Raw genomic sequence first — 25624 nt, 5'->3', positions numbered from 1 at the left:
GAAATAATGAAAGTGCGGTGATTTTTACCGCACTTTTGAGTGAACGAAATTGTATCAAAAAATCTATTCCTGTGCTAACGCTGTAATCGGGTTTAACTGCGAGGCGTTTTTCGCCGGCATATAACCGAACACCACGCCGATTAAGGTCGAGCAGAGCACCGCCGCCACAATGGAAAATGTGGAGAAGATCATGGTGAAATCGGTCATCAACAGGTTAAACAGCGTACCCAGCAGAATTGACAGCACGATGCCGGTAATTCCGCCGATTAAACAAATCAGCACCGCTTCAATTAAAAACTGCTGCAATATATTAAATTGTTTGGCACCGATGGCCATCCGCACGCCAATCTCTTTGGTGCGTTCGGTAACGGAAACCAGCATGATATTCATTACCCCGATGCCGCCGACAATCAATGAGATCACGGCGATACAGGAAATAAGTAATTTCATCGTGTTGGTGGTGCTTTCAATGGTTTGTTTAATGGTATCGGTATTCATCACGAAAAAGTCTTTTTTACCGTGCCGAACGGTCAGCAAATGGGTCAGATCTTTTTCCGCCACCGTTGAATTGATATCATCGCGCACTTTGACCGTGATGGAATCGATTTTCTGATTACCGGAGATTTTATTCATCGCCGTGGTGTAGGGAATATAAATATTCAGCGTGGTGGAATTCATCCCCATATTATTAGATGTCGCGGCGACACCGATGACTTTCAGCGGTTTTTTGTTCATCATCAGAATTTTACCGATCGGATTTTGTCCGCCGAACACATCTTTCAGGGTATTTTCATCAATCACGGCGACCTGTTCGTTATGTTTGACATCCTGCGCGCTGAACAGCTCGCCCTGTTTCAGGTTTAACCCTTTCACATTAAAATACTGCTCGCCGACTCCTTTGACCTGTGCGGTAAAGCTTTCGCTGCCGTAAGTCAGGGTACCGCTCACCGCGCTGTTCGGCGTTGAGCTGACGATATAGCTTTGTTTGGCCAGAATATCGGAATCGCTGACGGTCAGATTCTGATTTTTCTCCGCTCGGCGATCACCGAATCCCGTCCCGTTATAAATATCCATGGTATTGGTCCCCATGGCGTTGATATTGGCGAGAATTTTCTGCTGCGATCCGTTACCCAGCGCCACCACGCAAACCACGGAGGTGATCCCGATAATAATTCCCAGCATGGTCAAAAGCGAACGCAGTTTATGGGCAATAATGGCATTGACCGACATTTTAAACGATTCCATAAACTGATCTTTATAGAAGCTGAAACGGCTTTTATGGATTGGCGGATTGTCGGTTTTCTGCACGATAAGATCCGATTTCCGCGTATCTTCAATGATGCGCCCGTCTTTGATTTCAATAATCCGGTTGGCAAAGGCGGCGACATTTTTATCGTGCGTAACCAGAATAATGGTATGACCTTCGCTATGCAGCTGAGTCAGAATTTCCATTACGGTTTCGCCGCTTTTACTGTCCAGCGCGCCGGTCGGCTCATCCGCCAGGATAATATCGCCGCCGTTCATCAGCGCACGGGCGATACTGACCCGTTGTTGCTGACCGCCGGAAAGCTGATTCGGTTTATTTTCCAGCCGATCGGACAGCCCCAGTTTTTCCAGTAATTGTGCGGCGCGCGTCAGACGGGTTTGCTGATCCACACCGGCATAAATGGCCGGCAGCGCCACATTTTCCACCGCACTTAAGGTGGACAGCAGATTATAACGTTGGAAGATAAAGCCGAATTTCTTCTGGCGTAAATCGGACAGTTCATCGCGGCTTAAGCGGCTGACTTCCGTGCCGTCGATGTTATACGAGCCGGAAGTAGCGGTATCCAGACAACCGATAATATTCATTAACGTGGATTTACCGGAACCCGATTGACCGATAATCGCGATGAAGTCGCCTTTTTCAATTTCAAGATTAATCTCTTTTAATACCTGAGTGCGGTTTTCACCGGTGCCGAAATATTTATTAATCGCTTTAATTTCAATAATATTCATAAAACTAACCGCACTTTTTAGAACATTCTCGGGCCACGATTGGAATTGCCCACGGTTTCGCCGCTGGCAACCTGAGAGGAAATCACTTTTTCGCCTTCCTGCAGGCCGGACAGAATCTGCGTGTTCACATCGTCGCTTAAGCCTGTGGTGACTTCGCGCTGTTCCGTCTGATGATTCTCGTTCAGTACATTGACATAGGTTTTATCGCCCTGTTTATGCAGGGTCAAGGTCGGCACCACCAGCGCGTTTTTGACATCGGCGATGGTAATGGTGTTCTGAATGGTCATGCCGATCCGCAGTTTGTTATCCTGATTATCCACCACCACATTGGCGTAATAATACACCGCATCGGTATCGGACACGCTTTCGGAATATTCGTTGTCGGTCAGCGTGGTCATGGCCGGATCGACGGAGGCAATGGTGGATTTATAGACGGTATCCGGTTCCGACAACGTAGTAAACGCCACCGGCATACCGGCTTTCACTTTGGTCACATCGCCTTCGGAAATTTCCGGTTTAATCAGAATTTTGCTTAAATCCGCCACCTGTACGATGGTCGGCGTGGTTTGATTGGCGTTCACGGTTTGCCCTTCGGATACCGGAATGGAAATCACCGTGCCGTTAATCGGCGACAGAATTTTGGTGTAGCTCAAATTGGTTTGTGCGGTGCTGACGTCGATTTCAGCGGTTTTAATGGACGCTTCGATTTCCTCAATCGCGGCTTCTGCGGCGGCAAAGGTGTTTTTCGCCGTATCCAAATCATCCAGACTGACGGATTTTTTGGCATACAAGCCCGACATGCGGTTATAGGCCGATTTCGCCACCTCGTAAGCCACCTTTTTCGCTTTCAGCTGTGCCTGATAAGAGGCGAGGGAAGCCTGCGCGGTGTTTAAATTATTGACTTGGGTTTTGGAATCGATTTCCGCGATTAAATCGCCTTGTTTGATTTCCTGACCCAGCGTAACGTGAATTTTTTCGATTTTGCCCGAGACCTGCGCACCGACTTCGACCCGGTTATAGGCACGCACGGTACCGCTGGTAATAACGGATTTCTGCACGTCGCTGCGCTGCACGGTTTCGGTCAGATAAGTTGTGTTATTGTTATTTGAACGGCCGAAATAACTGTACGCGCCGATGCCGATTGCGGCCAGTAGGATAAATGAGAGAATATGTTTTTTTGTCATGGAATTCGCTCCGGGAATATACAAGATTAATTTGGGTCGCAATGATAAAAAAAGTATCTTAAGAAAAACTTAAGAAATGAAAACCGACAATTTTCCCTTTTATCTCTCACTGAATGAACGTTCGTTCATTTTTTGCGTTGCGGATTTTACCATTAATTTGCTGAAAAGCAACCGCACTTTTGTATTCTGATTGCAAACAGGGTAGAATAAGCGCCAATTTTTGAATGAAAAAAGATTAAGTTAATTGAGGTCAGAATGAGCCATATTGATACAGCACAGAGCGAGCATCGCCCGACGAATTTTATCCGCCAGATTATTGATGAGGATCTTGCCAGCGGGCGATTGAATAATGTTTATACCCGTTTCCCGCCCGAACCCAACGGTTATCTGCATATCGGGCATGCCAAGTCCATTTGCCTGAATTTCGGTATCGCGCAGGATTATCAGGGCTTGTGCAATCTACGTTTTGACGACACCAACCCGGTGAAGGAAGATGTGGAATATGTGGATTCCATCAAGCAGGATGTCAAATGGCTGGGTTTTCAGTGGCAGGGTGAAGCGCGTTATGCCTCCGATTATTTCGATCAATTGCATGGATATGCCGTCGAACTGATCGAAAAAGGATTGGCTTATGTGGACGAACTGTCGCCGGAACAGATGCGCAAATACCGCGGCACCTTAACCGAGCCGGGTAAAAACAGCCCTTATCGTGATCGTTCGGTGCAAGAAAATCTGGCGTTATTCGACAAAATGCGCCGCGGGGAATTTGCCGAAGGCACGGCAAGTCTGCGTGCCAAAATCGATATGGCCTCGCCGTTTATGGTGATGCGCGATCCGGTGCTGTACCGGATTAAATTCGCCAGCCACCATCAAACCGGCGATAAATGGTGCATTTATCCGATGTACGATTTCACCCATTGTATTTCCGATGCGCTGGAACGCATTACGCATTCGTTGTGTACGCTGGAATTTCAGGATAACCGCCGGTTATACGATTGGGTGCTGGAAAACATTTCCATTGCGCGCCCGCTGCCGCATCAATATGAATTTTCACGCCTGAATCTGGAATATACCCTAACCTCCAAACGGAAATTGCTGAAACTGGTGGAAGAAGGCGTGGTGGACGGCTGGAACGATCCGCGCATGCCGACCATTTCCGGGCTGCGCCGCCGCGGTTATACGCCGGCGTCCATTCGTGAATTCTGTCGCCGTATCGGCGTGACCAAACAGGATAACGTGGTGGAATACAGCGCGCTGGAAAGCTGTATCCGCGATGATTTGAATGTGAATGCGCCGCGTGCTATGGCGGTATTAAATCCGCTGCGGGTAGTGATTGAAAATTTTGATGCGGATAAAAAAGAGATGCTGACCGTGCCGAATCACCCGAACCGGGAAGAGCTGGGCACGCGTCAGATTCCGTTGACCCGTGAGATTTATATTGATCAGGCGGATTTCCGCGAGGAAGCCAACAAACACTATAAACGCTTGGTATTGGGCAAAGAAGTGCGTTTGCGCAACGCCTATATTATTAAAGCGGAGCGGGTGGAAAAGGACGCCGAGGGCAATATCACCACAGTGTATTGCAGCTATGATGCGCAGACGCTGGGCGCCAATCCGCAGGACGGGCGTAAAGTAAAAGGGGTGATTCACTGGGTGTCGGCGACGGATAATCTGCCGGCGGAATTCCGCCTTTACGATCGGCTGTTTACGGTGCCGAATCCAAGTGCGGCGGACGATATCAACGATGTGTTAAACCTGCATTCCTTAGTGGTAAAACACGGGTTTGTGGAACGCAATCTGGCAAATGCCGAAGCCGAAAAAGCCTATCAGTTCGAACGTGAAGGCTATTACTGCGCCGACAGCAAAGACAGCCGGCCGGAACATCTGGTGTTTAATCTGACGGTGAGCCTGAAAGAAGGGTTTTAGTTTCCCGTCGGACAAATTAAGTCGTTTCTCAAAGTGCGGTGTAAATTCTCGTTGAAATTAAACCGCACTTTTATCTATACAAGAATCATATTATGCAGTTAGCGCCGAAATACTGGGAAACCAAATCCCTGCAAGACATGAACGACGCGGAGTGGGAAGCGCTTTGCGACGGCTGCGGTAAATGTTGTTACCGTAAATTTATTGAGGGACGCGGAAAACGTCAGCGCCTGTATTTCACCCGAATCGCCTGTAATTTATTGGATCTGGACAGCGGAAAGTGCGGTCATTATCAACGCCGTTTTCAGCTCGAACCGGACTGCACCAAACTGACGAAAAAAAATCTGCCCGATTTCGGCTGGTTGCCGCGCACCTGCGCTTATCGCCTGTTATATGAAAATAAACCGTTATATGACTGGCATCCGCTTATTTCGGGCGATCCGGCTACGGTCAAAGCGGCGGGCATTTTTATTGCCGACGGCGTGCATGAGCGGGAGGTGATCGACTGGTGTGAATTTATTGTTAACGATATTGTTGACGAAGATCACTAAATCAAACTAAAAGCGTTGTATTTGTAACCTGCTGCTATAGAATAGAATTCATTCTCCAGTTTGTATAGTTGTTGGAAACAAAGATGAACATTCCCATTTCTGTGCGTTTACAACCTCCGGGGGAGGCGACCCGGTTCCGACTGCGGCCTGACAATGTTATGCCGCGACAGGCGCGCGAACGGGTAACTACAATCACCCATTGTGCCGACCGTTTGGGTGTACCCGATGACGGTGTTTCAAACGGTTTGTTACCCGATAAAGCGGGCCGCATCGCAGCCGAATACACATTGCCTTTTCCTCATTTTTTTTCGTTTCCTTTTCTTTCTTTCCACAATGACGCCTTAAACACTGACGCGGTGCGGCAAACTGCCTTTCCCGCTTGTTTATATGCGGCTCATTCACTGCGGGATAAATCACATCGTGACGGTCGGGAGACCGGGAAGCAGGGTGACGGGCGCTGTCGAAGGGAAATGGATTTTTCATTTGCCGGAATACCTTGCGCTAGCGTCGGAATAACCTGACAAGCCGCATAGGGCAGCCTGTGGTGCGGCATAATCAACAGCCGTTGCGCGACGAAAACGGATCAACCAATATAGAGAGGCAGTAAGGGGTTATTATGACAAGATTAGTTTCACAAGATGTAATTAATGCGTTTTTTGACGGCAATCATGCCGATCCTTTCGCCGTGCTGGGCATGCACGAAACGGATAACGGCATTGAAATCCGGGTGTTATTGCCGGACGCAAACCGGGTCACGGTATTAAATAAGGAAACCCATACTGCGGTGGCCGAGCTGGATTATGTGGACGAGCGGGGATTTTTTAGCGGCGTAATTCCGGATACCCGCAGCTTCTTCGCTTATCAATTACAGGTTTATTGGGGTAACGAACCGCAGATTATTGAAGATCCTTACCGTTTCCGTCCTATGCTGGGTGAGCTGGATAACTGGCTGCTGGCGGAGGGATCGCACTTACGTCCTTATGAGGTGTTAGGGGCGCATTTTATGGAATGCGACGGCGTATCCGGGGTGAATTTCCGCTTGTGGGCGCCTAACGCGCAGCGTGTTTCCGTGGTGGGGGATTTTAACTATTGGGACGGACGCCGCCATCCGATGCGTTTTCATCCGGCGAGCGGTATCTGGGAGCTCTTTCTGCCGAAGGCTTCATTAGGACAATTGTATAAATTCGAACTGATTGATTGTCATGGCCAGTTACGTCTGAAAGCCGATCCTTACGCTTTCTGCTCCCAGCTGCGTCCCGATACGGCGTCACAAATCAGTGCGCTGCCGGAAATTAGCGAAGTAACGGCACAGCGGCAAAAGGCCAATCGTGCGGATCAGCCGATCGCCATTTATGAAGTGCATTTGGGCTCGTGGCGGCGCAATCTGGCGAATAATTTCTGGCTGGATTATGATGAGATTGCCGCCGAATTGATTCCTTATGTGAAAGAGATGGGGTTTACCCATATTGAATTTTTACCGTTATCCGAATATCCGTTTGACGGTTCATGGGGCTATCAGCCGATTGGGCTGTATTCCCCGACCAGCCGTTTTGGTACGCCGGACGGTTTCCGCCGTTTGGTAGATAAAGCCCATGAGGCCGGGATCAATGTGATTCTGGACTGGGTGCCGGGCCATTTTCCGAGCGATACCCATGGTTTAGCGGCTTTTGACGGCACCGCATTATATGAATATGCCGATCCGCGCGAGGGCTATCATCAGGATTGGAATACACTGATTTATAATTACGGACGCAACGAAGTGAAAAACTTCTTAGCCGGCAATGCGTTGTATTGGCTGGAGCGTTTTGCACTGGACGGTATCCGCGTCGATGCGGTGGCGTCGATGCTCTATCGTGATTACAGCCGTGCAGAAGGGCAATGGATTCCGAATCAGTACGGCGGACGGGAAAATCTGGAAGCCATCGAATTTCTGCAGCACACCAACCGTATTATCGGTACGGAAGCGCCGGGCGCAATTTCCATTGCCGAAGAATCGACCTCTTTTGCCGGCGTAACCCGACCGCCGCAGGACGGCGGCTTGGGATTCCATTTTAAATGGAACATGGGCTGGATGAACGATACGCTTTCCTATATGCAAAAAGATCCGGTTTATCGCCAGTATCATCATAATCAGATGACCTTCGGGATGATCTATCAATACAGTGAAAATTTCGTGTTGCCGCTTTCGCATGATGAAGTGGTGCACGGGAAATTATCTTTGCTGGACAAAATGCCGGGCGATGCCTGGCAGAAATTCGCCAACCTGCGCGCTTATTACGGTTATATGTGGGGCTATCCGGGCAAAAAATTATTGTTTATGGGCAATGAATTTGCGCAGGGACGCGAATGGAATTATGAAGAAAGTCTGGACTGGTTCCTACTGGATGAGGCGATTGGCGGCGGCTGGCATAAAGGCGTGCAGCATTTCGTGAAAGATTTGAACCGCACTTATAAAGCCTATGCGGCACTGTATGAGCTGGATTGCGACCCGCAAGGATTCGAATGGCTGGTGGTGGATGATTATCAGAATTCCGTATTTGCCTTTGAGCGCCGCAGCCGTCAGGGCGAGCGTGTGATTGTGATCAGCAACTTCACGCCGGTGCCGCGTTACGATTATCGGATCGGGGTTAATGTGGGCGGCGCATATCAGGAAATTTTAAATTCCGATTCGGGTTATTACCAGGGTTCGGATACGGGCAATCAGGGAGAAGTCATCTCCGAAGGGGTTGCAAGTCACGGTAAGCCGCAGTCAATCAGCTTGACGCTACCGCCGCTGGCGACGATTTATTTAGCTTTAAAGAACGGGTAATTTTGCGATAAACGGAATTTTTACCGCTTAGGCGATACATGCGCTCGACAAATGATGCGGAGGTGATGTTTCGATAAGCGGTAAACAATAAAGGATTTGGATAACGGAATAATGACAAGAATCAACGTAGGCAAACCTTATCCCTTGGGTTGTACTCAACAGATTAACAAAGGGATCACCGGATTTAATTTTGCGCTTTATTCATCACAGGCGACGGCTGTCGAGCTATGTCTTTTTGATGATAAAAACGATGTACAGGAAGTTCGCCTGCCGATGCACTGCACCCATGATGTGTGGCATATTTGGCTGGTTGATGTGTATTACGGGATGAAATACGGCTTTCGGTTATACGGTAAAGACGGCGAAACCTTGTGTAACCCACACAAGCTGATGCTTGACCCTTACGCCAGAACCGTGCAGGGCAAACCCGATTTAAGCTCGGCGGAAAGCCGGGCGTGGTTTTTGCTTGATGACAAGCGCGATAATGCTCATTTAGCGCCTAAAGCGGTGATCACGAATGAACGGTTTAACTGGAGCGGAGACAAGGCGCCGCAAACCCCTTGGGCGGAAACGGTGATTTATGAAGTTCATGTCAAAGGGTTTACCCGCTTGCGTGAGGATTTACCGCAGCATATCCGCGGCACTTATGCCGGATTGGCGCACCCGACGATGATCGCCTATCTGCAAGAACTGGGCATTACCGCGGTTGAACTGCTGCCGGTAAATTATCATCTGGATGAACCGCACTTACAGGAAAAAGGGCTGCATAATTATTGGGGATACAACCCATTGGCGATGTTTGCGGTAGAGCCGAAATATTGGGCGCAGCAGCCGCACACCACGCCGCTGACGGAATTTAAGAGCATGGTTAAAGCCCTGCATAAAGCGGGTATCGAAGTCATTCTGGATGTGGTATTTAATCATTCGGCGGAGGCGGAGAAACATTTTCCGACCTTCAGCCAACGCGGTATTGACGATAAAACCTATTATTGGCAGAACCAAGCCGGTGATTATTTAAACTGGAGCGGTTGCGGCAACACGCTGAATTTGTCGCACCGCATCAGTCGTCACTGGGTGATTGATTGTTTGCGCTACTGGGTGGAAAAATGCCATGTGGACGGTTTTCGCTTTGATCTGGCCACCGTGCTGGGGCGGGATAGCCCTGCTTACAATCAGCAGGCGTTGCTGTTTCGGGAAATTGCCCAGACTCCGAGTTTACGTCACTGCAAGTTTATTGCCGAACCTTGGGATGTGGGCGAAAACGGCTATCAACTAGGGCATTTCCCGCCGTATTTTGCGGAATGGAATGATCGATTCCGTGACGATATGCGCCGTTTCTGGTTATGGAAAAGCGGGGAGTTGGATCGGTTTGCCGAGCGCTTTGCCGGCTCCGGCGATATTTTTAAACAGGCGGAACGCCTGCCGCACCATTCCGTGAATTATATTAGCTCCCATGACGGCTTTACCTTGCGGGATTTAGTCAGTTATAACGATAAGCATAATTTAGCCAATGGTGAGGATAACCGCGACGGCAGCAATAAGAATTACAGCTACAATCATGGTTTTGAAGGGTCAATGAATGCGGCGCGAACCGTGGATTTAGAACGCTTTTTAACCAGCTGCGGGATGTTGACCGCTTTGCTGCTGGCGAACGGAACGCCGATGTTGCTGGCCGGAGATGAATTCGGAAATACCCAGTTCGGTAACAATAACGCGTACTGTCAGGATAACGAAACGACCTGGCTGAAATGGAGCTGGTTCAAAGCGGACTTATTTCACGCGGTGAAGCAAACGATTGCCTTAAGAAAGCGGATACACAGTTTGCGCCGCGACGGTTGGTGGAATGATAGTAATGTGCAATGGCTGAACCCTCAGGGCGCCTTAATGCCGATTGTCGATTGGCACAACCGTGAGAGCAAAGCGTTACAAATACGGTTGGATCAACAGTGGTTATTATTGATTAACGCGAAAGCGGGATTACAGACATTTCGCTTGCCGGAAGGTGAATGGAAGGTGATATACAGCGCGGCAGCGGCGACAATCCGGGAAAATCAGCTGGATGTCGATGAGCTGGCGTTTTGTATATTGCAGGATGTGAGTTGTCGATAAAGTCGATATTGTTGTCAGTTAAATTAATGCGGAGGTAAACATTATGAGCAGCATTTCTAAATTACCGAGTAAATATGAGGTCGTTAAGGATACCTTAGTCCTTATTCTTGCCGGCGGGCGGGGATCTCGTCTTTATGAATTGACGGATAAGCGTGCGAAGCCTGCGCTGTATTTCGGCGGTAATCGCCGTATTATCGACTTTGCACTATCCAACTGCATTAATTCCGGTCTGAACCGTATCGGCGTAGTGACGCAATATGCGGCGCATTCGTTGCTGCGCCATTTACAGACCGGCTGGTCTTTTTTACCGCAGGAACGAGGGGAATTTATTGATATGCTGCCGGCTCGCCAGCAAATTGATGATTCCACCTGGTATCGCGGTACAGCCGATGCGGTGTATCAGAACATGGCGATTATCCGTAACCACTATTGTCCGAAATATGTGCTGATTCTGGCCGGCGATCATATTTATAAGCAGGATTACAGTCAGATGTTGCTCGACCATGTATCAAGCGGTGCGAAATGTACCGTAGGGTGCATTGAAGTGGAACGCGAAAAAGCGACGGAATTCGGCGTAATGGCGGTAAACGAAAACCTGAAAGTGAAATCCTTTGTGGAAAAACCGAAAGATCCGCCGGCGATGGTCGGCAAGCCGAACACCTCGTTGGCTTCGATGGGGATTTATGTATTCGATGCCGATTATTTATATGATGTTCTGGAGCGTGAGGTGCATACGCCTTATACGTCTCATGATTTCGGCAAGGATATTATACCGAAAGCATTAGAAGACGGTGTGTTGTATGCCCATCCGTTCAGTCGCTCCTGTATGGGACGCAATACCGAGGGGGAAATTTACTGGCGCGATGTCGGCACGCTGGACAGTTTCTGGCAATCTAATATTGATCTGGTCTCGGAAAATCCGCAATTGGATATTTATGATCAAAGCTGGCCGATCCGCGGCAATCCGGTGCAAACCTATCCATCGAAGTTTTTCTATAAAAACGCCAATGTCAAACCGGTGGATAATTCGTTGATTTCCGGCGGTTGTGTGATTATCGATGCCTCAATCAGTAATTCCGTACTGTTTGATCGCGTAAAAGTCAATGAAGGTTCCGTCGTTGATCATAGCGTCGTGCTGCCGCAGGTGACAGTTGGCAAAAACTGCATATTAAAACGCTGTATTATTGACCGTCATGTGGTCATTCCGGACGGTATGCAAATCGGCGTGGATCCGGAGGAAGACAGCAGACGCTTTCGCGTCAGCAAAGGGGGCGTCGTATTGGTAACGGAATCCATGCTGAAAAAACTGAACGGTGAAGCCGTGGCGTCGGAGTCGCATTTGGACTAACCACCGATTTATCGAATACGGTGTGATTTCGCACCGTATGATGATTGTTTTAAGGAAGATGAAATTAAATGAGAGTATTACACGTTTGTTCAGAGTTGTATCCGTTACTGAAAACCGGCGGACTGGCGGATGTTATGGGGGCGTTGCCCTTCGCGCAGCAGGATATCGGCATTGACAGCCGTATTTTGATTCCTGCGTATCCGGCGATTTCGGCCGGTATTTTAAATACGGCGGTGGTGGCGGAATTTGATGACGGGTTCGCCGGTCATGTTATTTTGCGTTACGGCGATTATAAGGGCGTTGGAATTTATTTAATTGACGCACCGCACTTATATGCCCGCGCAGGTAATCCCTATCATAATCAATGGTATAACGATTATGCCGATAATTATAAGCGTTTTGCCTTACTGGGGCGGATTGGCGCCGAACTGGCCTGCGGTCTTGACGCCTGGTGGCGGGCTGAAATCGTGCACGCTCATGACTGGCATGCCGGATTGGCCAGCGCTTATTTGTTTAATAAAGGACGGCCGGCGAAATCCGTTTTTACCATTCATAATTTGGCTTATCAGGGACAGTTTGCCTATCATCATTTATTCGAGCTGGGGCTGCCGGCCGACATGTTTAATGTAAACGGTTTGGAGCTGTACGGTCAGATTTCCTATCTGAAAGCCGGTCTGTACTACTCTGATGCGGTCACGGCGGTCAGCCCGACTTATGCCAAAGAAATTACTACGCCGGAATTCGGTTACGGTTTGCAGGGATTATTAGCCGCGTTGTACCGCGAAGGGCGTTTAAGCGGAATTCTGAACGGCGTCGATGCGCACATCTGGCACCCGAGCAGTGATGATTATATTGACGATCATTACAAATTAAAATCCATGGCCGGAAAACGTAAAAACAAAGCAAAGTTACAGAGTTACTTTAATTTGCCTCAGCAGCCGAATGCGCTGCTTTTCGTGATGGTTACCCGTTTAACGGAACAGAAAGGCGTCGATCTGTTGATTGACAGTGCCGAGACGATCGTTAAACAGGGCGGTCAGCTGGTGATTCTCGGCTCGGGCGCACCGCACTTGGAAGAAGGCGTTCAGCGGTTGGCGCAGCAATATCCGCAGCATATTGCGGTGAAAATCGGTTATGATGAAGCCTTATCGCATTTGATTATCGCCGGCGGTGATGTCATTTTAGTGCCGAGCCGGTTTGAACCTTGCGGTTTAACTCAGCTATACGGGCTGAAATACGGCACTTTACCGCTTGTCCGTGCAACCGGCGGCTTAGCCGATACGGTCATTGACAGCACCGCAGAAAATATTAAAGCTCGGCGGGCTACCGGTTTTGTTTTTCAGGAGGCGGACACCGCAGCGTTATCCCAAGCGATCAGTAATGCCTTTGCGTTATGGCAAAAACAACGGTTATGGTTTAGTGTCAGAACCGTCGCCATGGAACAGGATTTCAGCTGGCACAGTTCCGCGGCGCATTACCGGGATTTATATCAGTCTCTTTTATCAAATTAATGCACAACAGGGCAGCGCAGACTGCCCTGATTATTATCATCTGTGTAAATAAGCGTAATTTTTGTTGTATTTTTGTTCGTAATGGATAAAAATACGCCATTTTTTATTAATAGCAACTAGGAGCAATCTACATTATGGTAATCGATAATATTGATTTTCCATTTTTCTATGATCAACCACAGCATTCAACCGAATCCCTTAAACATGCGATTGTCTATAAATTAATTTTTTCTATCGGCCGTTCACCTCAGGAAGCCAGCCAGCGCGACTGGTTAAACGCAACATTATATGCGGTGCGCGATTTAGTCACCGAAGGCTGGATCTCAACGGCTCGCCAGTCCAGACATGAGCAAACCCGCCGGGTATATTATTTATCCATGGAATTTCTGATGGGACGAACCCTGTCTAACGCCCTGATCGCAGAAGGCGTGTATGAGCTGGCTAAAGAGGCGCTGGCGGCATTGAACGTTTCTTTGGAAGATGTGCTGGAAAAAGAAGTGGATCCGGGTCTGGGGAACGGCGGTTTAGGCCGTTTAGCCGCCTGTTTTATGGATTCCATCGCCACCTTAGGCATTCCCGGCATCGGATATGGCATTCGCTATGAATACGGCATGTTCCGCCAACAGATTGAAGACGGTCGCCAGATCGAAAAACCGGACACTTGGTTGGAAAAAGGCATGCCGTGGGAATTTATCCGCCCGTCCAAACGCTTTCCAATCCGTTTCGGCGGACACATTTATTTTGAAGGTAAAAAATGTATCTGGCATAGCAGCGAAGAAGTGACCGCACTGGCTTACGATCAAATGATCCCGGGCTACGGTAATAACAGCGCGGCCACCTTACGTTTGTGGAGCGCCCATGCCGGTGACACCTTCAGTCTGGATAATTTCAATAAAGGCGATTATTTCGGCGCGGTGGAACAGCGTTCCGCCATCGAAAACGTGTCACGCGTGCTGTACCCGGACGATTCCACCTGGGCCGGCCGCGAATTACGGCTGCGTCAGGAATATTTTCTGGTTTCCGCTTCATTGCAGGATATTATCAAACGGCATAAACGCACCCACGGCTCGGTGGAAAATCTTGCCGATAAAGTGGCGATTCATCTGAATGATACTCATCCGGCACTGGCGATTCCCGAATTGATGTACATCTTAGTAGATCAGGAAGGCTACGGCTGGCAGACCGCTTGGGATATGTGCCGCCGGATTTTCTCTTATACCTGCCATACGTTAATGTCGGAAGCGCTGGAAACCTGGCCGGTGGAAATGATGGCCAAAATTCTGCCGCGACATTTACAGATTATCTTTGAGATTAACGACTATTTCTTAGAATATGTCAGAACATATGTCACCACCGATCAGGATTTTATTCGCCGCGTATCCTTAATTGAAGAGGGGGATTGGCGCAAAGTGCGCATGGGCTGGCTGTCCGTTGTGGGCTCACATAAAGTCAACGGCGTAGCGGCGATTCATTCCGATTTAATGGTCACCTCAACCTTTGCCGATTTTGCGCGGATTTATCCCGAACGTTTCACCAACGTGACCAACGGCATTACGCCACGTCGCTGGATTGCCGTTGCGAATCCGGATTTATCCGCCCTGTTCGACCGCTATATCGGCAATCAATGGCGCCGTGATTTATCCCAGCTGGAAAATTTAAAGGCGCATATTAATGAACCGGAACTGAAAAACGCCATTCCTCAAATCAAACGGGCCAATAAAGTTCGTCTGGCGGATTATGTGAAGAAAAAACTGGGTATTGAGCTGAATCCGGATGCGTTGTTTGACGTACAGGTAAAACGCATTCACGAATATAAACGCCAGATCTTAAACGTACTGCATATTGTGGCGCGCTATAACGACATGCTCGCCCATCCGGAAAAAGACTGGACGCCGCGGGTGTTTATTCTGGCGGGTAAAGCCGCATCGGCTTATTATGCCGCAAAACAGACGATTCACCTGATTAATGATGTCGCGAACGTGATCAACCGGGATGAACGTCTGCAAGGGCGCCTGAAAGTCGTGTTTATTCCTAATTACAGCGTAAGTCTTGCTCAACTGATTATTCCGGCTGCGGATATTTCCGAACAGATTTCCCTGGCGGGAACGGAGGCCTCCGGAACCAGCAACATGAAATTCGCCTTAAACGGTGCGCTGACGCTGGGCACGTTAGACGGCGCAAACGTGGAAATTCTGGCTAATGTAGGAAAAGACAATATCTTTATTTTCGGAAATACGGTGGAGCAGGTTGAAGCGTTACGTCGTAACGGATACAGCCCGTTCGATGTTTATCAGCAGGACGAACAGCTGCGCACGGTAATCGATCAGATTTACGCTGGACGTTTTTCCGCCAAAGAACCGCATCGTTATCACGATTTATTGAATTCATTGCGTTCTTATGATTATTATCAGGCATTTGCGGATTTCCGCAGTTATGTCGAGGCGCAGCAAGCGGTAGATGAAAAATATCGGGATCAGGCGACATGGGTTGACAGTGCGCTGCAAAATATCGTGAATATGAGTTTCTTCTCCTCTGACCGAACCATCGCGGAATATGCGGAGAAAATCTGGAAAATCAAACCGTTAGAATTCGATTAATATCCGATATCGTTTTTGTGAACCTAATCCGACAAACAAAAAGTGCGGTCAAAAAAATAACAATTTTTGACCGCACTTTGTTATGTCATCGACGGCTTAATCGGAAGTGGTATTCTGTTTTTTACTTTTTTTCCATTTCCAGAATAAAAACAGCACCAACGCGGCAATAATAATATAAATGGCGATTTGTCCTTTTTTAATTTGAGCGTGCAGCCAATCCAGATTGCTGGCGCCGAAATGCCCCAAATACACCCAGATCGGTACCGAAATAATGGCGGCAAAAAAATCAATCAGCACAAAACGTAAAAAACTTACCCGCCGGGTAATGCCGGAAACCATATAAATCGGCGCTCTTAATCCCGGCAGAAAGCGGGCGGTGAATAATACGCGGTTGCCGTATTTATCGAATTGCGTACGAACCATTTTTAACCGTTTCAGGGTCAGGATTTTACGCACGGGGCGGAAACGCAGAATTTTGACGCCGTAAATCCGGCCGAGCCAGTACATTGTGCTGTCGCCGATCAGTACCCCCAACATACTGACCAATACCATGATGTGCGGATCGGTATAGCCCAGCCCGGAAATCACCCCGCCCGATACCAAGGTAATGTCTTCCGGAATCGGTGCGCCGAAACCGCAGATAATCAAAACAAAAAGTACAGCGAAATAACCGTAGTCGGTGAAAAAATTAATCAAAAATTCCATTGTAAATCCCGTATCTTTAATTAACAGAACAACTTATAAATTAAGTTTGTCATTGTAGCTTGTTTTATATGCAAATGGCTATAAAAAATTTGCCCTTGAAACGAATTAAATGAATGATTTTATTTGATTTAATGCAACAAATTGATTACAATACGCGACCTCAAAGTGATTCTTTGGGCGGAATATGGAAAATCGCTGGGTCGCCTGCGGTTTTTTAAGATTAATTTTTTATTTTAAGAGAACATTATTATGGCATTTAAATTTAACGCTGAAGTTCGTACGGCGCAAGGTAAGGGTGCGAGCCGCCGCCTGCGTCACAACGGTCAAATTCCGGCAATCGTGTATGGCGGAACCGAAGCTCCGGTTTCTATCGTATTAAACCACGATGAATTAAACAACGCACAAGAACACGATGCGTTCTACTCGGAAGTCATCACATTAGTGATCGACGGTAAAGATGTGGCAGTGAAAGTACAGGCGATGCAGCGTCATCCGTTCAAACCGAAACTGGTACATATCGACTTCAAACGCGCTTAATTTGTTTTAGGCGATAAAAGCACTTCGCGCGGCATGCCGAAGTGCTTTTTTGTTCCTCCGTTTACTTATCCGCAAACTGTTTCATCAGCTTATTGATTTGTTTGCAATGTTGCTGGAAGTTACGGCAATGCGGACAAAATAGCAGATGGGTTTTCATCCCGATTTTTTCCTGTAGATTAAGCGTTCGTTCTCTCGAATCGGAAATTAATTTAGTGACTTGCCGGCAATTCATATTATTCTCCCTGACGAAGTGTTCCGGATAAGCAATGCTGTAACTGCAATCGCGCCCGATAAAGCAATGTGTGTAGGTTTTCCCTGCTGATATTGACCGTATGGCAAATTTCGTCAGAGGAAAACTCCAAATACTCGCGCATCATAAAAACGCGCCCCTGGCGTGCCGGCAGGTGGGTCAGACAGACTTCAAACAGCTGCCAGAATTCTTGCGAATAAATTTCGCTTTCCTGCCAGTCCGTCGGGCAGTATTCCGCTTTCCAATGACCGTGATAATCAAAAAAATGATTGGTTTCTTCGCTAAAATCCAGATCACTTTCTACTACAAACCGATCTTTTTGGCGTAAATAATCCATAATTTTATTTTTCAGAATGGCGAAAACCCAGGTTTTTAACGCGGCCTGACGTTTAAATTTATCAATATTTTTGACCGCACTGAGTAACGCTTCCTGGACGAGATCTTCCGCCAGATTATTGTCCCGTAGCTGAAGCCGGGTGAATTTTAACATTTGATCTCGAATATCTGCGAGTTGCTGTGCCGAAAAACCGGAATTAATTTCATTGATTATCATATAGTTATAATTTTTTTAAAAATTTGTCATTTTTTTTGTCAGCATTTTAAGACTTCTCCGACTAATGATAATGTGAAGGGTATTCTTTCATAAAACGCAATTAACATAAATTAAAAGGAAAAATGATGAAATCTTTAATGCACACTTTAAAAGTCTTAAGTTTTGCCGGTTTATTGTCTGTTGCCGCCGTCAGCGTGAACGCCGCCGATATGAAGCAGGCGCATATGCCGGAAAATACGATGATGCAGCCGCAACAGATGGAAAAGGATAACATGATGAAATCGGAAATGAAATCCGATCATATGAAAAAGTCCTCCATGCAGGAAGATGAGATGAAGATGAAAAAAGGAGACATGAAAAAAGAGGAGATGAAAAAGGAGGAAATGAAAAAAGGAGATATGAAAAAGGAGGACATGAACGGAAAAAAGATGTAACAAAATAATATATAACTGTTCGCAGTTTTAACCGTAACGGCGGTCGTAGCCGGGCCGCCGTTCATAACGATAGGCGTTGTAATAAAGGAGAACATCATGAAATACAATAAACTGTTTTTATTATTGGTGTCGGCCGTGGTGTTGCATTCCCCGGCCATGGCAAATGAAACGCATTCAGACAGGGTGAATACGATGACAAAAACCAGCGAAAATCAAAAAGAAGATATCCGCGATATTTATTTAGCCGGCGGCTGTTTCTGGGGCATTGAAGCCTATATGGAAAAAATCTACGGGGTAAAAGACGCCACATCCGGGTATGCCAACGGTAAAACGGCACAAACCGCATATCGGATTATCGGTCAGACCGATCATGCCGAAACCGTGCATGTGACCTATGATGCCAATAAAATCTCATTGGACAAATTGTTGAAATATTATTTTCAGGTGATTGATCCGACCAGTGTCAATAAGCAGGGTAATGATCGCGGCAGACAATACCGCACCGGCATTTATTATCAGAACGAGCAGGATAAAGCGGTGATTTCAGCCGCAATTAACGCATTGCAGGCGAAATATAAAGATAAGGTTCAGATCGAAGTCGAGCCGTTAAAACATTATATTCTGGCGGAAGATTATCATCAGGATTATTTAAAGAAAAATCCGAACGGTTACTGCCATATTGATCTCAAACAGGCAAATCATGTGATTATTGACCCGCAGGATTATCCGAAACCGAGCGATGCCGAGTTAAAAGCCAAACTTACTCCGCTGCAATACAGCGTCACGCAACATAAAAATACCGAACATTCGTTCAGTAATGATTATTGGGATAATTTTGAGCCCGGCATTTATGTGGATATTACCACCGGCGAACCGCTGTTTTCTTCGGCGGATAAGTTCGAATCGGGCTGCGGCTGGCCGAGCTTTACCAAACCGATTGTTGATGAGGTGGTGACTTATGCCGAGGACACCAGCTTCAATATGCTGAGAACCGAAGTATTAAGCCGCAGCGGCAAAGCGCATCTGGGACATGTGTTTAACGACGGCCCGAAAGAAAAAGGCGGATTGCGTTATTGCATCAACAGCGCTTCGATTAAATTTATTCCGCTGGATCATATGGAAGCGCAGAATTACGGTTATTTAATCAATCTGGTGAAGGGAAAATAAGATGTTCGATCAGAATTTATTAGTCGGCAGCGTTTTTTTAGCCGGGCTGGCATCGTTTTTATCGCCCTGTATTTTCCCGATCGTCCCGATTTATTTCGGTATTCTGAGCAAAGGCGGGCGGAAAATATTAAACACCTTACTGTTTATACTGGGTTTATCGCTGACATTTATCGGGCTGGGATTCAGCTTCGGATTTTTAAGTGATCTCTTATTTAATGATACCGCCAGAATTGTGGCGGGAATTATTGTGATTATACTCGGCGTACATCAGCTGGGGATTTTAAAAATCGGCGTGCTGGAACAAACCAAGCTGGTTGAGATCAAAACGGATAATAAAAGTGCGGCGCTACAAGCGTTTGTTTTGGGGCTCACCTTCAGTCTGGGCTGGACGCCTTGTATTGGCCCGATTTTAGCCGCCGTACTGGCCTTATCCGGTGATGAAGGTTCGGCCTTATACGGCGCAGGCATGATGCTGGTTTATGTTTTGGGATTGGCGACACCGTTTATGCTCTTTTCGTTCTTCTCCGACAGTTTATTGAAAAGAACCAAAGCGCTGAATAAACATCTGACCAAATTTAAAATTATCGGCGGAATATTGATTATTCTGATGGGCGTGTTATTAATCACCAATAATCTGCACATCGTAATGTAATAAAAGGAGAAATAAACATGAAAAAAATAGTCGCTCTGATGGTATTACTGTTCAGTGTTAATGTATTTGCCGCAGGAGAAGTGAATTTGAAAGGGATTACATTTAAAGATCTTGATAACCGTAGCGTAACGCTGGATGCCTATCAGGGTAAGAAAACCTATGTCAAAATGTGGGCATCCTGGTGTCCGATTTGTCTGGCGGGCTTAGCCGAAATTAATGCCCTCAGCGCTGAAGCCGGTGAAGATTTGCCGATCATCACCATCGTCTCGCCGGGACATAAAGGCGAAAAACCGAGCGCCGAGTTTATCGAATGGTACAAAGGATTGGATTACAAGAATATTGTCGTGCTGCTGGACGAAGAGGGCGAAGTCATCAAACGCGCCAAAGTCCGCGGCTACCCGACCAATCTGATTCTGGACGGCTCGCTGAATATCACGAAAACCATTCCGGGACATTTGGGCGGCGAACAGATTAAACGCTATCTGGCGGAGTAACTTCGCGCATAAAATCCCTGTATTCCGTGCAGGGATTTTATGTTACACCATAACCTGCAACTGCGATGCAACGGAAAATTCTTCCGGTAAAGGCTGATTGCAGATAACCACATCAAAATCGTTTAATTCACCGAAATAGGCTTGCTGTACCTGATTAAATTTAGAGTGATCAAAGATCAGAATTTTTTGTGCGGTTTTTGCCATGGCTTTGTGTTTAATTTGCGCCTCATCCAGACGGAAACAGGTTAAGCCGAGATTTTTATCGACGCCGGAAGCCGAAATAAAGGCTTTCGTGGTGCAGATTAAGTCCAGTAAATTCGGATTTTGCACCGGGTTGATAAATAAATCATCTTGCGAATAACAGCCGCCGCACAAATAAATTTTGCAATTGGGCTTTTCCCGCAGAATTAAAAAGGTATTGATAGAGCAACAAAGCGCGGTAAAGCGCACGGTATCGGGAATTTGCGAGGCGATAAACGGAATGGTTGATCCGCCGTCAAAAAAAACGGTGTCGCCGTCTTCGATCAGATTGGCCGCAAGTTTTCCGATATGCACTTTTTCCAGCACGTTTTTGGTCTGGCGCTGAGAGAGTAAATGACTAAGCTGCGGCTGATCCGGATTTTGCTTTAAAATATAGCCGCCGATCAGGCTCATATTGCTGTTTTCGGCATTAACGTCGCGGCGAATGGTCATTTCCGAGACATTGAGCAACTCCGCCGCATTGCGTAAGTGAATTTTATCCGTTTGGGTCAGCAGAAATTCCAGTTTCTGTACCCGCAGTTGCGTTTTTTTATCCATCTGAATTTAAGCCATAACCGATAATGCGTTGACAAGCTTCTGATAACGTTGATATTTTTCTTGGTATAAAGCAAAGTTCTGTTTACTCGGCAAAATGGTTTGCATGTCAACCTGCGCTATCATAGCATCTTTTCCCTGTTTCTGAACGCCCTGCATCGCCATCAGTGCGGCGCCAAAACAGCCGGTTTCTTCAATTTGCGGGATCTCCAGGGTTAAACCGGTTAAATCGGCCAGCATCTGCAACCAGACTTGTGATTTGGTGACGCCGCCGGTAATGCGCAAAATTTCAGTATTCGGGAACCGCACTTTCATCCGCTCCAGATGATACATCAAACTGAACAGAATGCCTTCGCAACAAATGTGCCTGAGTATGATAAGACTGTAAACCGTAAAAGCCGGCCTGCATGCCCAATTTAATGTTGGAACCGTACAAAAAAGGCACGAATAAAATCGAACTGGAGACCGGCGGTAAATCAGCGATGATTTCATTCACTTCGGAATAGGTAATATTTTCCCATTTATTGATAAACCAATCGAGATTACCGGCGGACGTCGGGCTGTCATCATGGATGATAAACCGACCGTCTTGAATATAGCGCCCGCAGATAAGTCCGGAGGTTTTATCAAATTGCGTGCTGATACCGCTGACGATCGTCCAGGTGCCGAGTACGACGTTGAGCGTTCGTTCGTTTTGCAGATTGGCGCAAAGTGCGGTGGAAACCACATCAAATAAGCCGCCGACAACTTTCGTGCCGGCTTTCAAACCGGTTTTTTTCGCCGCCTGCGCGGTAATCACGCCGGCAATTTGATCGCCTTTGATGATCGGCGGCAGTTTATCGAAGATTTCTTCAATGCCAAACAGTTCGGTTAATTTAGGATCATATTGCCCCGTATTCATATTATATAAATTGGATTCGGAAATATTGGTTTCTTCGCAATATAATTCGCCGGTTAAGCAGAAACGCAGATAATCATGCGACATCAGAATTTTGTCGATTTTCGCATAGCGTTGCCCCTCATGCTCTTTTAACCAGCGTAAAATCGATACCGGATGACCGCTCCATAACGCCTGCGAAGTGATAGGGTAAATCACCTCGGGAAGCGCCAGTTGCTGCCAGCGTTTTACGATAGCGGCGGCACGCTGATCGGAGGATAAAATCGCCCGTCCCAGAGGCTGATTGTGTTTATCCAGCAAAAAAGCCCCTTTGCCCTGAGCCGAAATTCCCACACTTTCAATCAACGCCGGCGCGATGCGACTTTTCTGCACGGTCAGTCGGATAACCTCCGCGCAAACTTGCCAAAGCCGTTGCATATCCCGCTCGGCATAGCCTTCCCGTTCACTGATAATCTCGACATTTTTCCGCTCGCAGGCATACATTTTACCTTGTTTATCGAATAATGCCGCTTTAATAAAGGTGCCGCCGCAATCAATACCTAAATAAAACATACCGCACTTTTCCTTAGAATTTTCTGAAAATCAGCTGTTTAAAACTTTGTTTCGATACTTCGCCCCGCCGGATTTGATCCATAAATACCGCCAAAATGATAACCAGCCCGATAATTAAACGTTGCAGGTAAGAGGTGACATTCAACAGCGTTAAACCGTTTTGCAGCACGCCCATGATTAACGCGCCGATAGCGGTGCTTAACACCGAACCGACACCGCCGATCAGACTTGTACCGCCGATAACCGTTGCAGCGATGGCATCCAGCTCATAGCCGGTTCCGGCGATCGGTTGGGCGGCATTCAGACGACCGACTAAAATCACAGCACCCAGTGCCGCCAGCAACCCGTTAATCGCATAGGTTTTCACTTCCAGTTTATTCACATTAATACCGGATAATCTCACCGCTTCACGATTTCCGCCTAAGGCATAAACCTGCCGGCCGAAAACCGTTTGGGTGAGAATATAATAACTGACGATCACCACAATCAGCGCGATAATCACCGGAATGGGAATACTGAAATTATCCGCTAGCGCAATTTTGCCGTTGCCGAAAAAACGTAGCGCATCCGGAAAATTATAAATGGTCTTGCCGTCGGACAGTGTCAGCGCCAGACCGCGGGCAATGCCCATCATGCCAAGGGTGGTGATAAAAGAGGTTACTTTGCAATAGACAATGATAAAACCGTTGACATAGCCGCACAGCGCACCGACCAGTAACGCGCCGAAAACAGATAAAATCACGACAAAAACGACCGCACTTTCGGACGGATTTTCGCCCAGCCAGTCCATGCCTTTATGGACGAACAACCCTAAGCAGACCGCACTTAGCGCCACAATAGAACCGACGGATAAATCAATACCGCCGGTTAAAATGACATAGGTCATGCCCACGGCGATAATGCAAATCACAGAAACCTGCAACAAAATATTTAATATATTGTGTGTGGATAAAAAACTGTTCGAGGCAAAGGACATGGCGATAACCATAAAAACCAGCACTAAACCGATACCCAATTTTGAAATGATTTTACTGACATTCATTGTGAAACTCCTGCATGTTTATCCAATCCCATCATCGCGTGCATCAGATTTTCTTCGTTCATATCGCTGCGCGCGCTGATTTCCGCGACGATTTTTCCCGCTTTCATCACCATAATTCTGTCCGACATGGTCAGCAGTTCGGGTAAATCCGAGGACACCATGATGATACTGCCGCCGCTGTCGGTGAATTTGCGCATTAAATCGTAAATTTCCGATTTGGCGCCGACATCGATCCCGCGGGTCGGTTCGTCAAAAAACAGAATTTTCGCGCCGCTTTCCAGCCAACGGGCGATAATCACTTTTTGCTGGTTGCCGCCGGACAGGGTGCGGGTTATCTGATCCTGATTTTTACACATGATCCGTAATTTATTTTTGTTTTCTTCCGCCACCGCGCGCTCCTGTTTTTTATCCAGTCGCCAATGCCGCCAGAAACGGGATAACACCGGCAGCGTAATATTTTCACGGATATTCAGCCCCAGTACCAATCCCTGAGATTTGCGATCTTCCGTAATAAAACCGATATGATGTTTGACCGCTTGTTCCGGGCTGGCAATGGCGACTTGTTCGCCGTTCAGGTAAATTTCGCCCTGCGCTTCATCCGCACCGTAAATCGCGCGTAATAATTCGGTACGTCCTGCCCCCACCAAACCGGCGAACCCCAAAATTTCACCTTGATTTAAATGAAACGAAATCGGGTGCAACTTGTCATTGTGTAACTCTTTTACGCGTAAAATTTCTTGCGAAAACAGCGCGTTGCGCTGGTAACGAGTGAAATCCACATCCCGTCCTACCATTAAACGTACGATTTCATCGGCACTGGTGTTAGCAAACGGCATGGTGCCGGTCACGATACCGTCTTTCAATACGGTGACTTTATCGGCGATATGATTGAATTCTTCCAGACGATGAGAAATATAAATCATCGCCACATTTTCGGCTTTCAGCTGGTGAATAATGTTAAACAGCGTTTCGGTATTTTTACGCGAAATGGAGGCGGTGGGTTCATCAAAAATAATGACTTTATACTGACTGAATACGGCCTTGGCGATTTCAACCATTTGTTGCTGCGCAATGGATAAGTCCGCCACCCGATCATCGGGCCGAATGTTTAATTCCAGCCGATTAATAATGTCCTGCGTCCGGGCGCGCATTGCCGCCCAATCCATTTTCCCCAGACAGTGCGATTGCTCATTGCCTAGAAAAATATTTTCCAAAACCGTTAATTGCGGCACCAGCATTAATTCCTGATGAATAAAACCGATCCCCGCCAGCTGCGCCTGCTTCACCGTCAGCGGTAAATAAGGCTGCTTTTGAAAGATCATATCGCCCTGATCCGCATGATAAATGCCGGCAATAATTTTACACAGCGTGGATTTTCCCGCGCCGTTTTCTCCGATTAAGCAATGCACTTCACTGGGATAAATCGCCAAATCAATATTATTGAGAATGTTTACCCCGAAAAAATGCTTGCTGATATTCCGGAGCTGCAAAATAGGTTCTGTCATATTGTGTTCC

At 47.2% G+C, this 25624-nt stretch carries 20 protein-coding genes and 2 pseudogenes; 13 read left to right on the top strand and 9 right to left on the bottom strand.

All coding sequences use genetic code 11. The annotated features are described in order from the left end of the window. Positions 1 to 63: 63 nt before the first annotated feature. Together ACESOH_RS04730 and ACESOH_RS04725 are read right to left on the bottom strand one after the other, a co-directional pair. Positions 64 to 1998, bottom strand: a complete 1935-nt coding sequence (locus ACESOH_RS04730; protein ID WP_373100050.1) for a MacB family efflux pump subunit — start codon at positions 1996 to 1998, stop codon at positions 64 to 66. 17 nt (positions 1999 to 2015) lie between these two features. Next, positions 2016 to 3182: an efflux RND transporter periplasmic adaptor subunit gene (locus ACESOH_RS04725; protein WP_032092710.1), complete on the bottom strand. Its 1167-nt coding sequence runs from the start codon at positions 3180 to 3182 to the stop codon at positions 2016 to 2018. Positions 3183 to 3437: 255 nt separating this feature from the next. Here ACESOH_RS04725 and glnS point away from each other — a divergent pair, with 255 nt between their 5' ends. The 8 genes from glnS (at position 3438) to ACESOH_RS04685 (ending at position 16030) form a co-directional block, all read left to right on the top strand. Next, positions 3438 to 5108, top strand: a complete 1671-nt coding sequence (gene glnS / locus ACESOH_RS04720; RefSeq protein ID WP_373100048.1) for a glutamine--tRNA ligase — start codon at positions 3438 to 3440, stop codon at positions 5106 to 5108. A gap of 92 nt (positions 5109 to 5200) precedes the next feature. Further along, positions 5201 to 5656: a YcgN family cysteine cluster protein gene (locus ACESOH_RS04715; RefSeq protein WP_373100046.1), complete on the top strand. Its 456-nt coding sequence runs from the start codon at positions 5201 to 5203 to the stop codon at positions 5654 to 5656. Between the two features lie 83 nt (positions 5657 to 5739). Further along, on the top strand, positions 5740 to 6177 hold the full coding sequence (locus ACESOH_RS04710) for a hypothetical protein (protein WP_373100045.1): 438 nt from the start codon (positions 5740 to 5742) through the stop codon (positions 6175 to 6177). 95 nt (positions 6178 to 6272) lie between these two features. Beyond that, positions 6273 to 8465, top strand: a complete 2193-nt coding sequence (glgB, locus tag ACESOH_RS04705) for a 1,4-alpha-glucan branching protein GlgB (RefSeq protein WP_373100043.1) — start codon at positions 6273 to 6275, stop codon at positions 8463 to 8465. A gap of 111 nt (positions 8466 to 8576) precedes the next feature. Further along, positions 8577 to 10574, top strand: a complete 1998-nt coding sequence (gene glgX, locus ACESOH_RS04700; RefSeq protein WP_373100041.1) for a glycogen debranching protein GlgX — start codon at positions 8577 to 8579, stop codon at positions 10572 to 10574. A gap of 40 nt (positions 10575 to 10614) precedes the next feature. Further along, positions 10615 to 11922 (top strand): glucose-1-phosphate adenylyltransferase, encoded by a 1308-nt coding sequence (gene glgC, locus ACESOH_RS04695; protein WP_032092704.1) that lies wholly within the window; start codon positions 10615 to 10617, stop codon positions 11920 to 11922. A gap of 68 nt (positions 11923 to 11990) precedes the next feature. After that, positions 11991 to 13433 carry a glycogen synthase GlgA gene (glgA, locus tag ACESOH_RS04690; RefSeq protein WP_373100040.1) on the top strand — a complete coding sequence of 481 codons (1443 nt, stop codon included), beginning with the start codon at positions 11991 to 11993 and terminating at the stop codon, positions 13431 to 13433. Between the two features lie 134 nt (positions 13434 to 13567). Beyond that, positions 13568 to 16030, top strand: a complete 2463-nt coding sequence (locus ACESOH_RS04685) for a glycogen/starch/alpha-glucan phosphorylase (RefSeq protein ID WP_373100038.1) — start codon at positions 13568 to 13570, stop codon at positions 16028 to 16030. Positions 16031 to 16126: 96 nt separating this feature from the next. Here the strand turns inward: ACESOH_RS04685 and ACESOH_RS04680 are convergent, their stop codons facing one another. Further along, the gene (locus ACESOH_RS04680) at positions 16127 to 16735 is read right to left on the bottom strand and encodes a DedA family protein (protein ID WP_373100036.1); all 609 of its coding nucleotides are present in this window, start codon (positions 16733 to 16735) and stop codon (positions 16127 to 16129) included. Between the two features lie 249 nt (positions 16736 to 16984). Here ACESOH_RS04680 and rplY point away from each other — a divergent pair, with 249 nt between their 5' ends. Continuing rightward, positions 16985 to 17272: a 50S ribosomal protein L25 gene (gene rplY / locus ACESOH_RS04675; protein WP_032092700.1), complete on the top strand. Its 288-nt coding sequence runs from the start codon at positions 16985 to 16987 to the stop codon at positions 17270 to 17272. 61 nt (positions 17273 to 17333) lie between these two features. Here the strand turns inward: rplY and ACESOH_RS04670 are convergent, their stop codons facing one another. Both ACESOH_RS04670 and ACESOH_RS04665 read right to left on the bottom strand, forming a co-directional pair. Continuing rightward, on the bottom strand, positions 17334 to 17504 hold the full coding sequence (locus ACESOH_RS04670) for a zf-HC2 domain-containing protein (RefSeq protein WP_373100034.1): 171 nt from the start codon (positions 17502 to 17504) through the stop codon (positions 17334 to 17336). Between the two features lies 1 nt (position 17505). Next, positions 17506 to 18075 (bottom strand): sigma-70 family RNA polymerase sigma factor, encoded by a 570-nt coding sequence (locus ACESOH_RS04665; protein ID WP_032092698.1) that lies wholly within the window; start codon positions 18073 to 18075, stop codon positions 17506 to 17508. Between the two features lie 122 nt (positions 18076 to 18197). Here ACESOH_RS04665 and ACESOH_RS04660 point away from each other — a divergent pair, with 122 nt between their 5' ends. From ACESOH_RS04660 to ACESOH_RS04645, 4 genes and pseudogenes are all read left to right on the top strand, one after another. Then, positions 18198 to 18509 (top strand): hypothetical protein, encoded by a 312-nt coding sequence (locus ACESOH_RS04660; protein WP_373100032.1) that lies wholly within the window; start codon positions 18198 to 18200, stop codon positions 18507 to 18509. Positions 18510 to 18731: 222 nt separating this feature from the next. Next, positions 18732 to 19676, top strand: a pseudogene (gene msrB, locus ACESOH_RS04655) (peptide-methionine (R)-S-oxide reductase MsrB); the annotation flags it as partial. 1 nt (position 19677) lies between these two features. Next, positions 19678 to 20328, top strand: a complete 651-nt coding sequence (locus ACESOH_RS04650) for a cytochrome c biogenesis protein CcdA (protein WP_032092696.1) — start codon at positions 19678 to 19680, stop codon at positions 20326 to 20328. 17 nt (positions 20329 to 20345) lie between these two features. After that, positions 20346 to 20822 carry a redoxin family protein gene (locus ACESOH_RS04645; RefSeq protein WP_373100030.1) on the top strand — a complete coding sequence of 159 codons (477 nt, stop codon included), beginning with the start codon at positions 20346 to 20348 and terminating at the stop codon, positions 20820 to 20822. Positions 20823 to 20864: 42 nt separating this feature from the next. Here the strand turns inward: ACESOH_RS04645 and deoR are convergent, their stop codons facing one another. From deoR to ACESOH_RS04625, 4 genes and pseudogenes are all read right to left on the bottom strand, one after another. After that, entirely contained in the window at positions 20865 to 21620 is a 756-nt protein-coding gene (gene deoR / locus ACESOH_RS04640) for a DNA-binding transcriptional repressor DeoR (RefSeq protein WP_373100029.1), read from the bottom strand. A gap of 6 nt (positions 21621 to 21626) precedes the next feature. Continuing rightward, positions 21627 to 23067: pseudogene (locus ACESOH_RS04635) on the bottom strand (FGGY-family carbohydrate kinase). Positions 23068 to 23080: 13 nt separating this feature from the next. After that, complete coding sequence (locus ACESOH_RS04630) at positions 23081 to 24109, bottom strand: ABC transporter permease (RefSeq protein WP_373100027.1); 1029 nt, start codon at positions 24107 to 24109, stop codon at positions 23081 to 23083. After that, positions 24106 to 25614, bottom strand: a complete 1509-nt coding sequence (locus ACESOH_RS04625) for a sugar ABC transporter ATP-binding protein (RefSeq protein WP_373100025.1) — start codon at positions 25612 to 25614, stop codon at positions 24106 to 24108. The genes ACESOH_RS04630 and ACESOH_RS04625 overlap by 4 nt, the downstream gene beginning before the upstream one ends. Between the last annotated feature and the right edge of the window lie 10 nt (positions 25615 to 25624).

This window comes from Necropsobacter rosorum (genome assembly GCF_964241405.1).
Classification (GTDB): domain Bacteria; phylum Pseudomonadota; class Gammaproteobacteria; order Enterobacterales; family Pasteurellaceae; genus Necropsobacter; species Necropsobacter rosorum.
The sequence above is the reverse complement of the archived record's forward strand: the minus strand, read 5'-3'. Positions and strand labels throughout refer to the sequence as shown.

Excerpts from the sequence above, each read along its gene's own strand:
- ACESOH_RS04730 (WP_373100050.1), bottom strand. The coding sequence starts at position 1,998 with ATGAATATTATTGAAATTAAAGCGATTAATAAATATTTCGGCACCGGT.
- ACESOH_RS04725 (WP_032092710.1), bottom strand. The coding sequence starts at position 3,182 with ATGACAAAAAAACATATTCTCTCATTTATCCTACTGGCCGCAATCGGC.
- glnS (WP_373100048.1), top strand. The coding sequence starts at position 3,438 with ATGAGCCATATTGATACAGCACAGAGCGAGCATCGCCCGACGAATTTT.
- ACESOH_RS04715 (WP_373100046.1), top strand. The coding sequence starts at position 5,201 with ATGCAGTTAGCGCCGAAATACTGGGAAACCAAATCCCTGCAAGACATG.
- ACESOH_RS04710 (WP_373100045.1), top strand. The coding sequence starts at position 5,740 with ATGAACATTCCCATTTCTGTGCGTTTACAACCTCCGGGGGAGGCGACC.
- glgB (WP_373100043.1), top strand. The coding sequence starts at position 6,273 with ATGACAAGATTAGTTTCACAAGATGTAATTAATGCGTTTTTTGACGGC.
- glgX (WP_373100041.1), top strand. The coding sequence starts at position 8,577 with ATGACAAGAATCAACGTAGGCAAACCTTATCCCTTGGGTTGTACTCAA.
- glgA (WP_373100040.1), top strand. The coding sequence starts at position 11,991 with ATGAGAGTATTACACGTTTGTTCAGAGTTGTATCCGTTACTGAAAACC.
- ACESOH_RS04685 (WP_373100038.1), top strand. The coding sequence starts at position 13,568 with ATGGTAATCGATAATATTGATTTTCCATTTTTCTATGATCAACCACAG.
- ACESOH_RS04680 (WP_373100036.1), bottom strand. The coding sequence starts at position 16,735 with ATGGAATTTTTGATTAATTTTTTCACCGACTACGGTTATTTCGCTGTA.
- rplY (WP_032092700.1), top strand. The coding sequence starts at position 16,985 with ATGGCATTTAAATTTAACGCTGAAGTTCGTACGGCGCAAGGTAAGGGT.
- ACESOH_RS04670 (WP_373100034.1), bottom strand. The coding sequence starts at position 17,504 with ATGAATTGCCGGCAAGTCACTAAATTAATTTCCGATTCGAGAGAACGA.
- ACESOH_RS04665 (WP_032092698.1), bottom strand. The coding sequence starts at position 18,075 with ATGATAATCAATGAAATTAATTCCGGTTTTTCGGCACAGCAACTCGCA.
- ACESOH_RS04660 (WP_373100032.1), top strand. The coding sequence starts at position 18,198 with ATGATGAAATCTTTAATGCACACTTTAAAAGTCTTAAGTTTTGCCGGT.
- ACESOH_RS04650 (WP_032092696.1), top strand. The coding sequence starts at position 19,678 with ATGTTCGATCAGAATTTATTAGTCGGCAGCGTTTTTTTAGCCGGGCTG.
- ACESOH_RS04645 (WP_373100030.1), top strand. The coding sequence starts at position 20,346 with ATGAAAAAAATAGTCGCTCTGATGGTATTACTGTTCAGTGTTAATGTA.
- deoR (WP_373100029.1), bottom strand. The coding sequence starts at position 21,620 with ATGGATAAAAAAACGCAACTGCGGGTACAGAAACTGGAATTTCTGCTG.
- ACESOH_RS04630 (WP_373100027.1), bottom strand. The coding sequence starts at position 24,109 with ATGAATGTCAGTAAAATCATTTCAAAATTGGGTATCGGTTTAGTGCTG.
- ACESOH_RS04625 (WP_373100025.1), bottom strand. The coding sequence starts at position 25,614 with ATGACAGAACCTATTTTGCAGCTCCGGAATATCAGCAAGCATTTTTTC.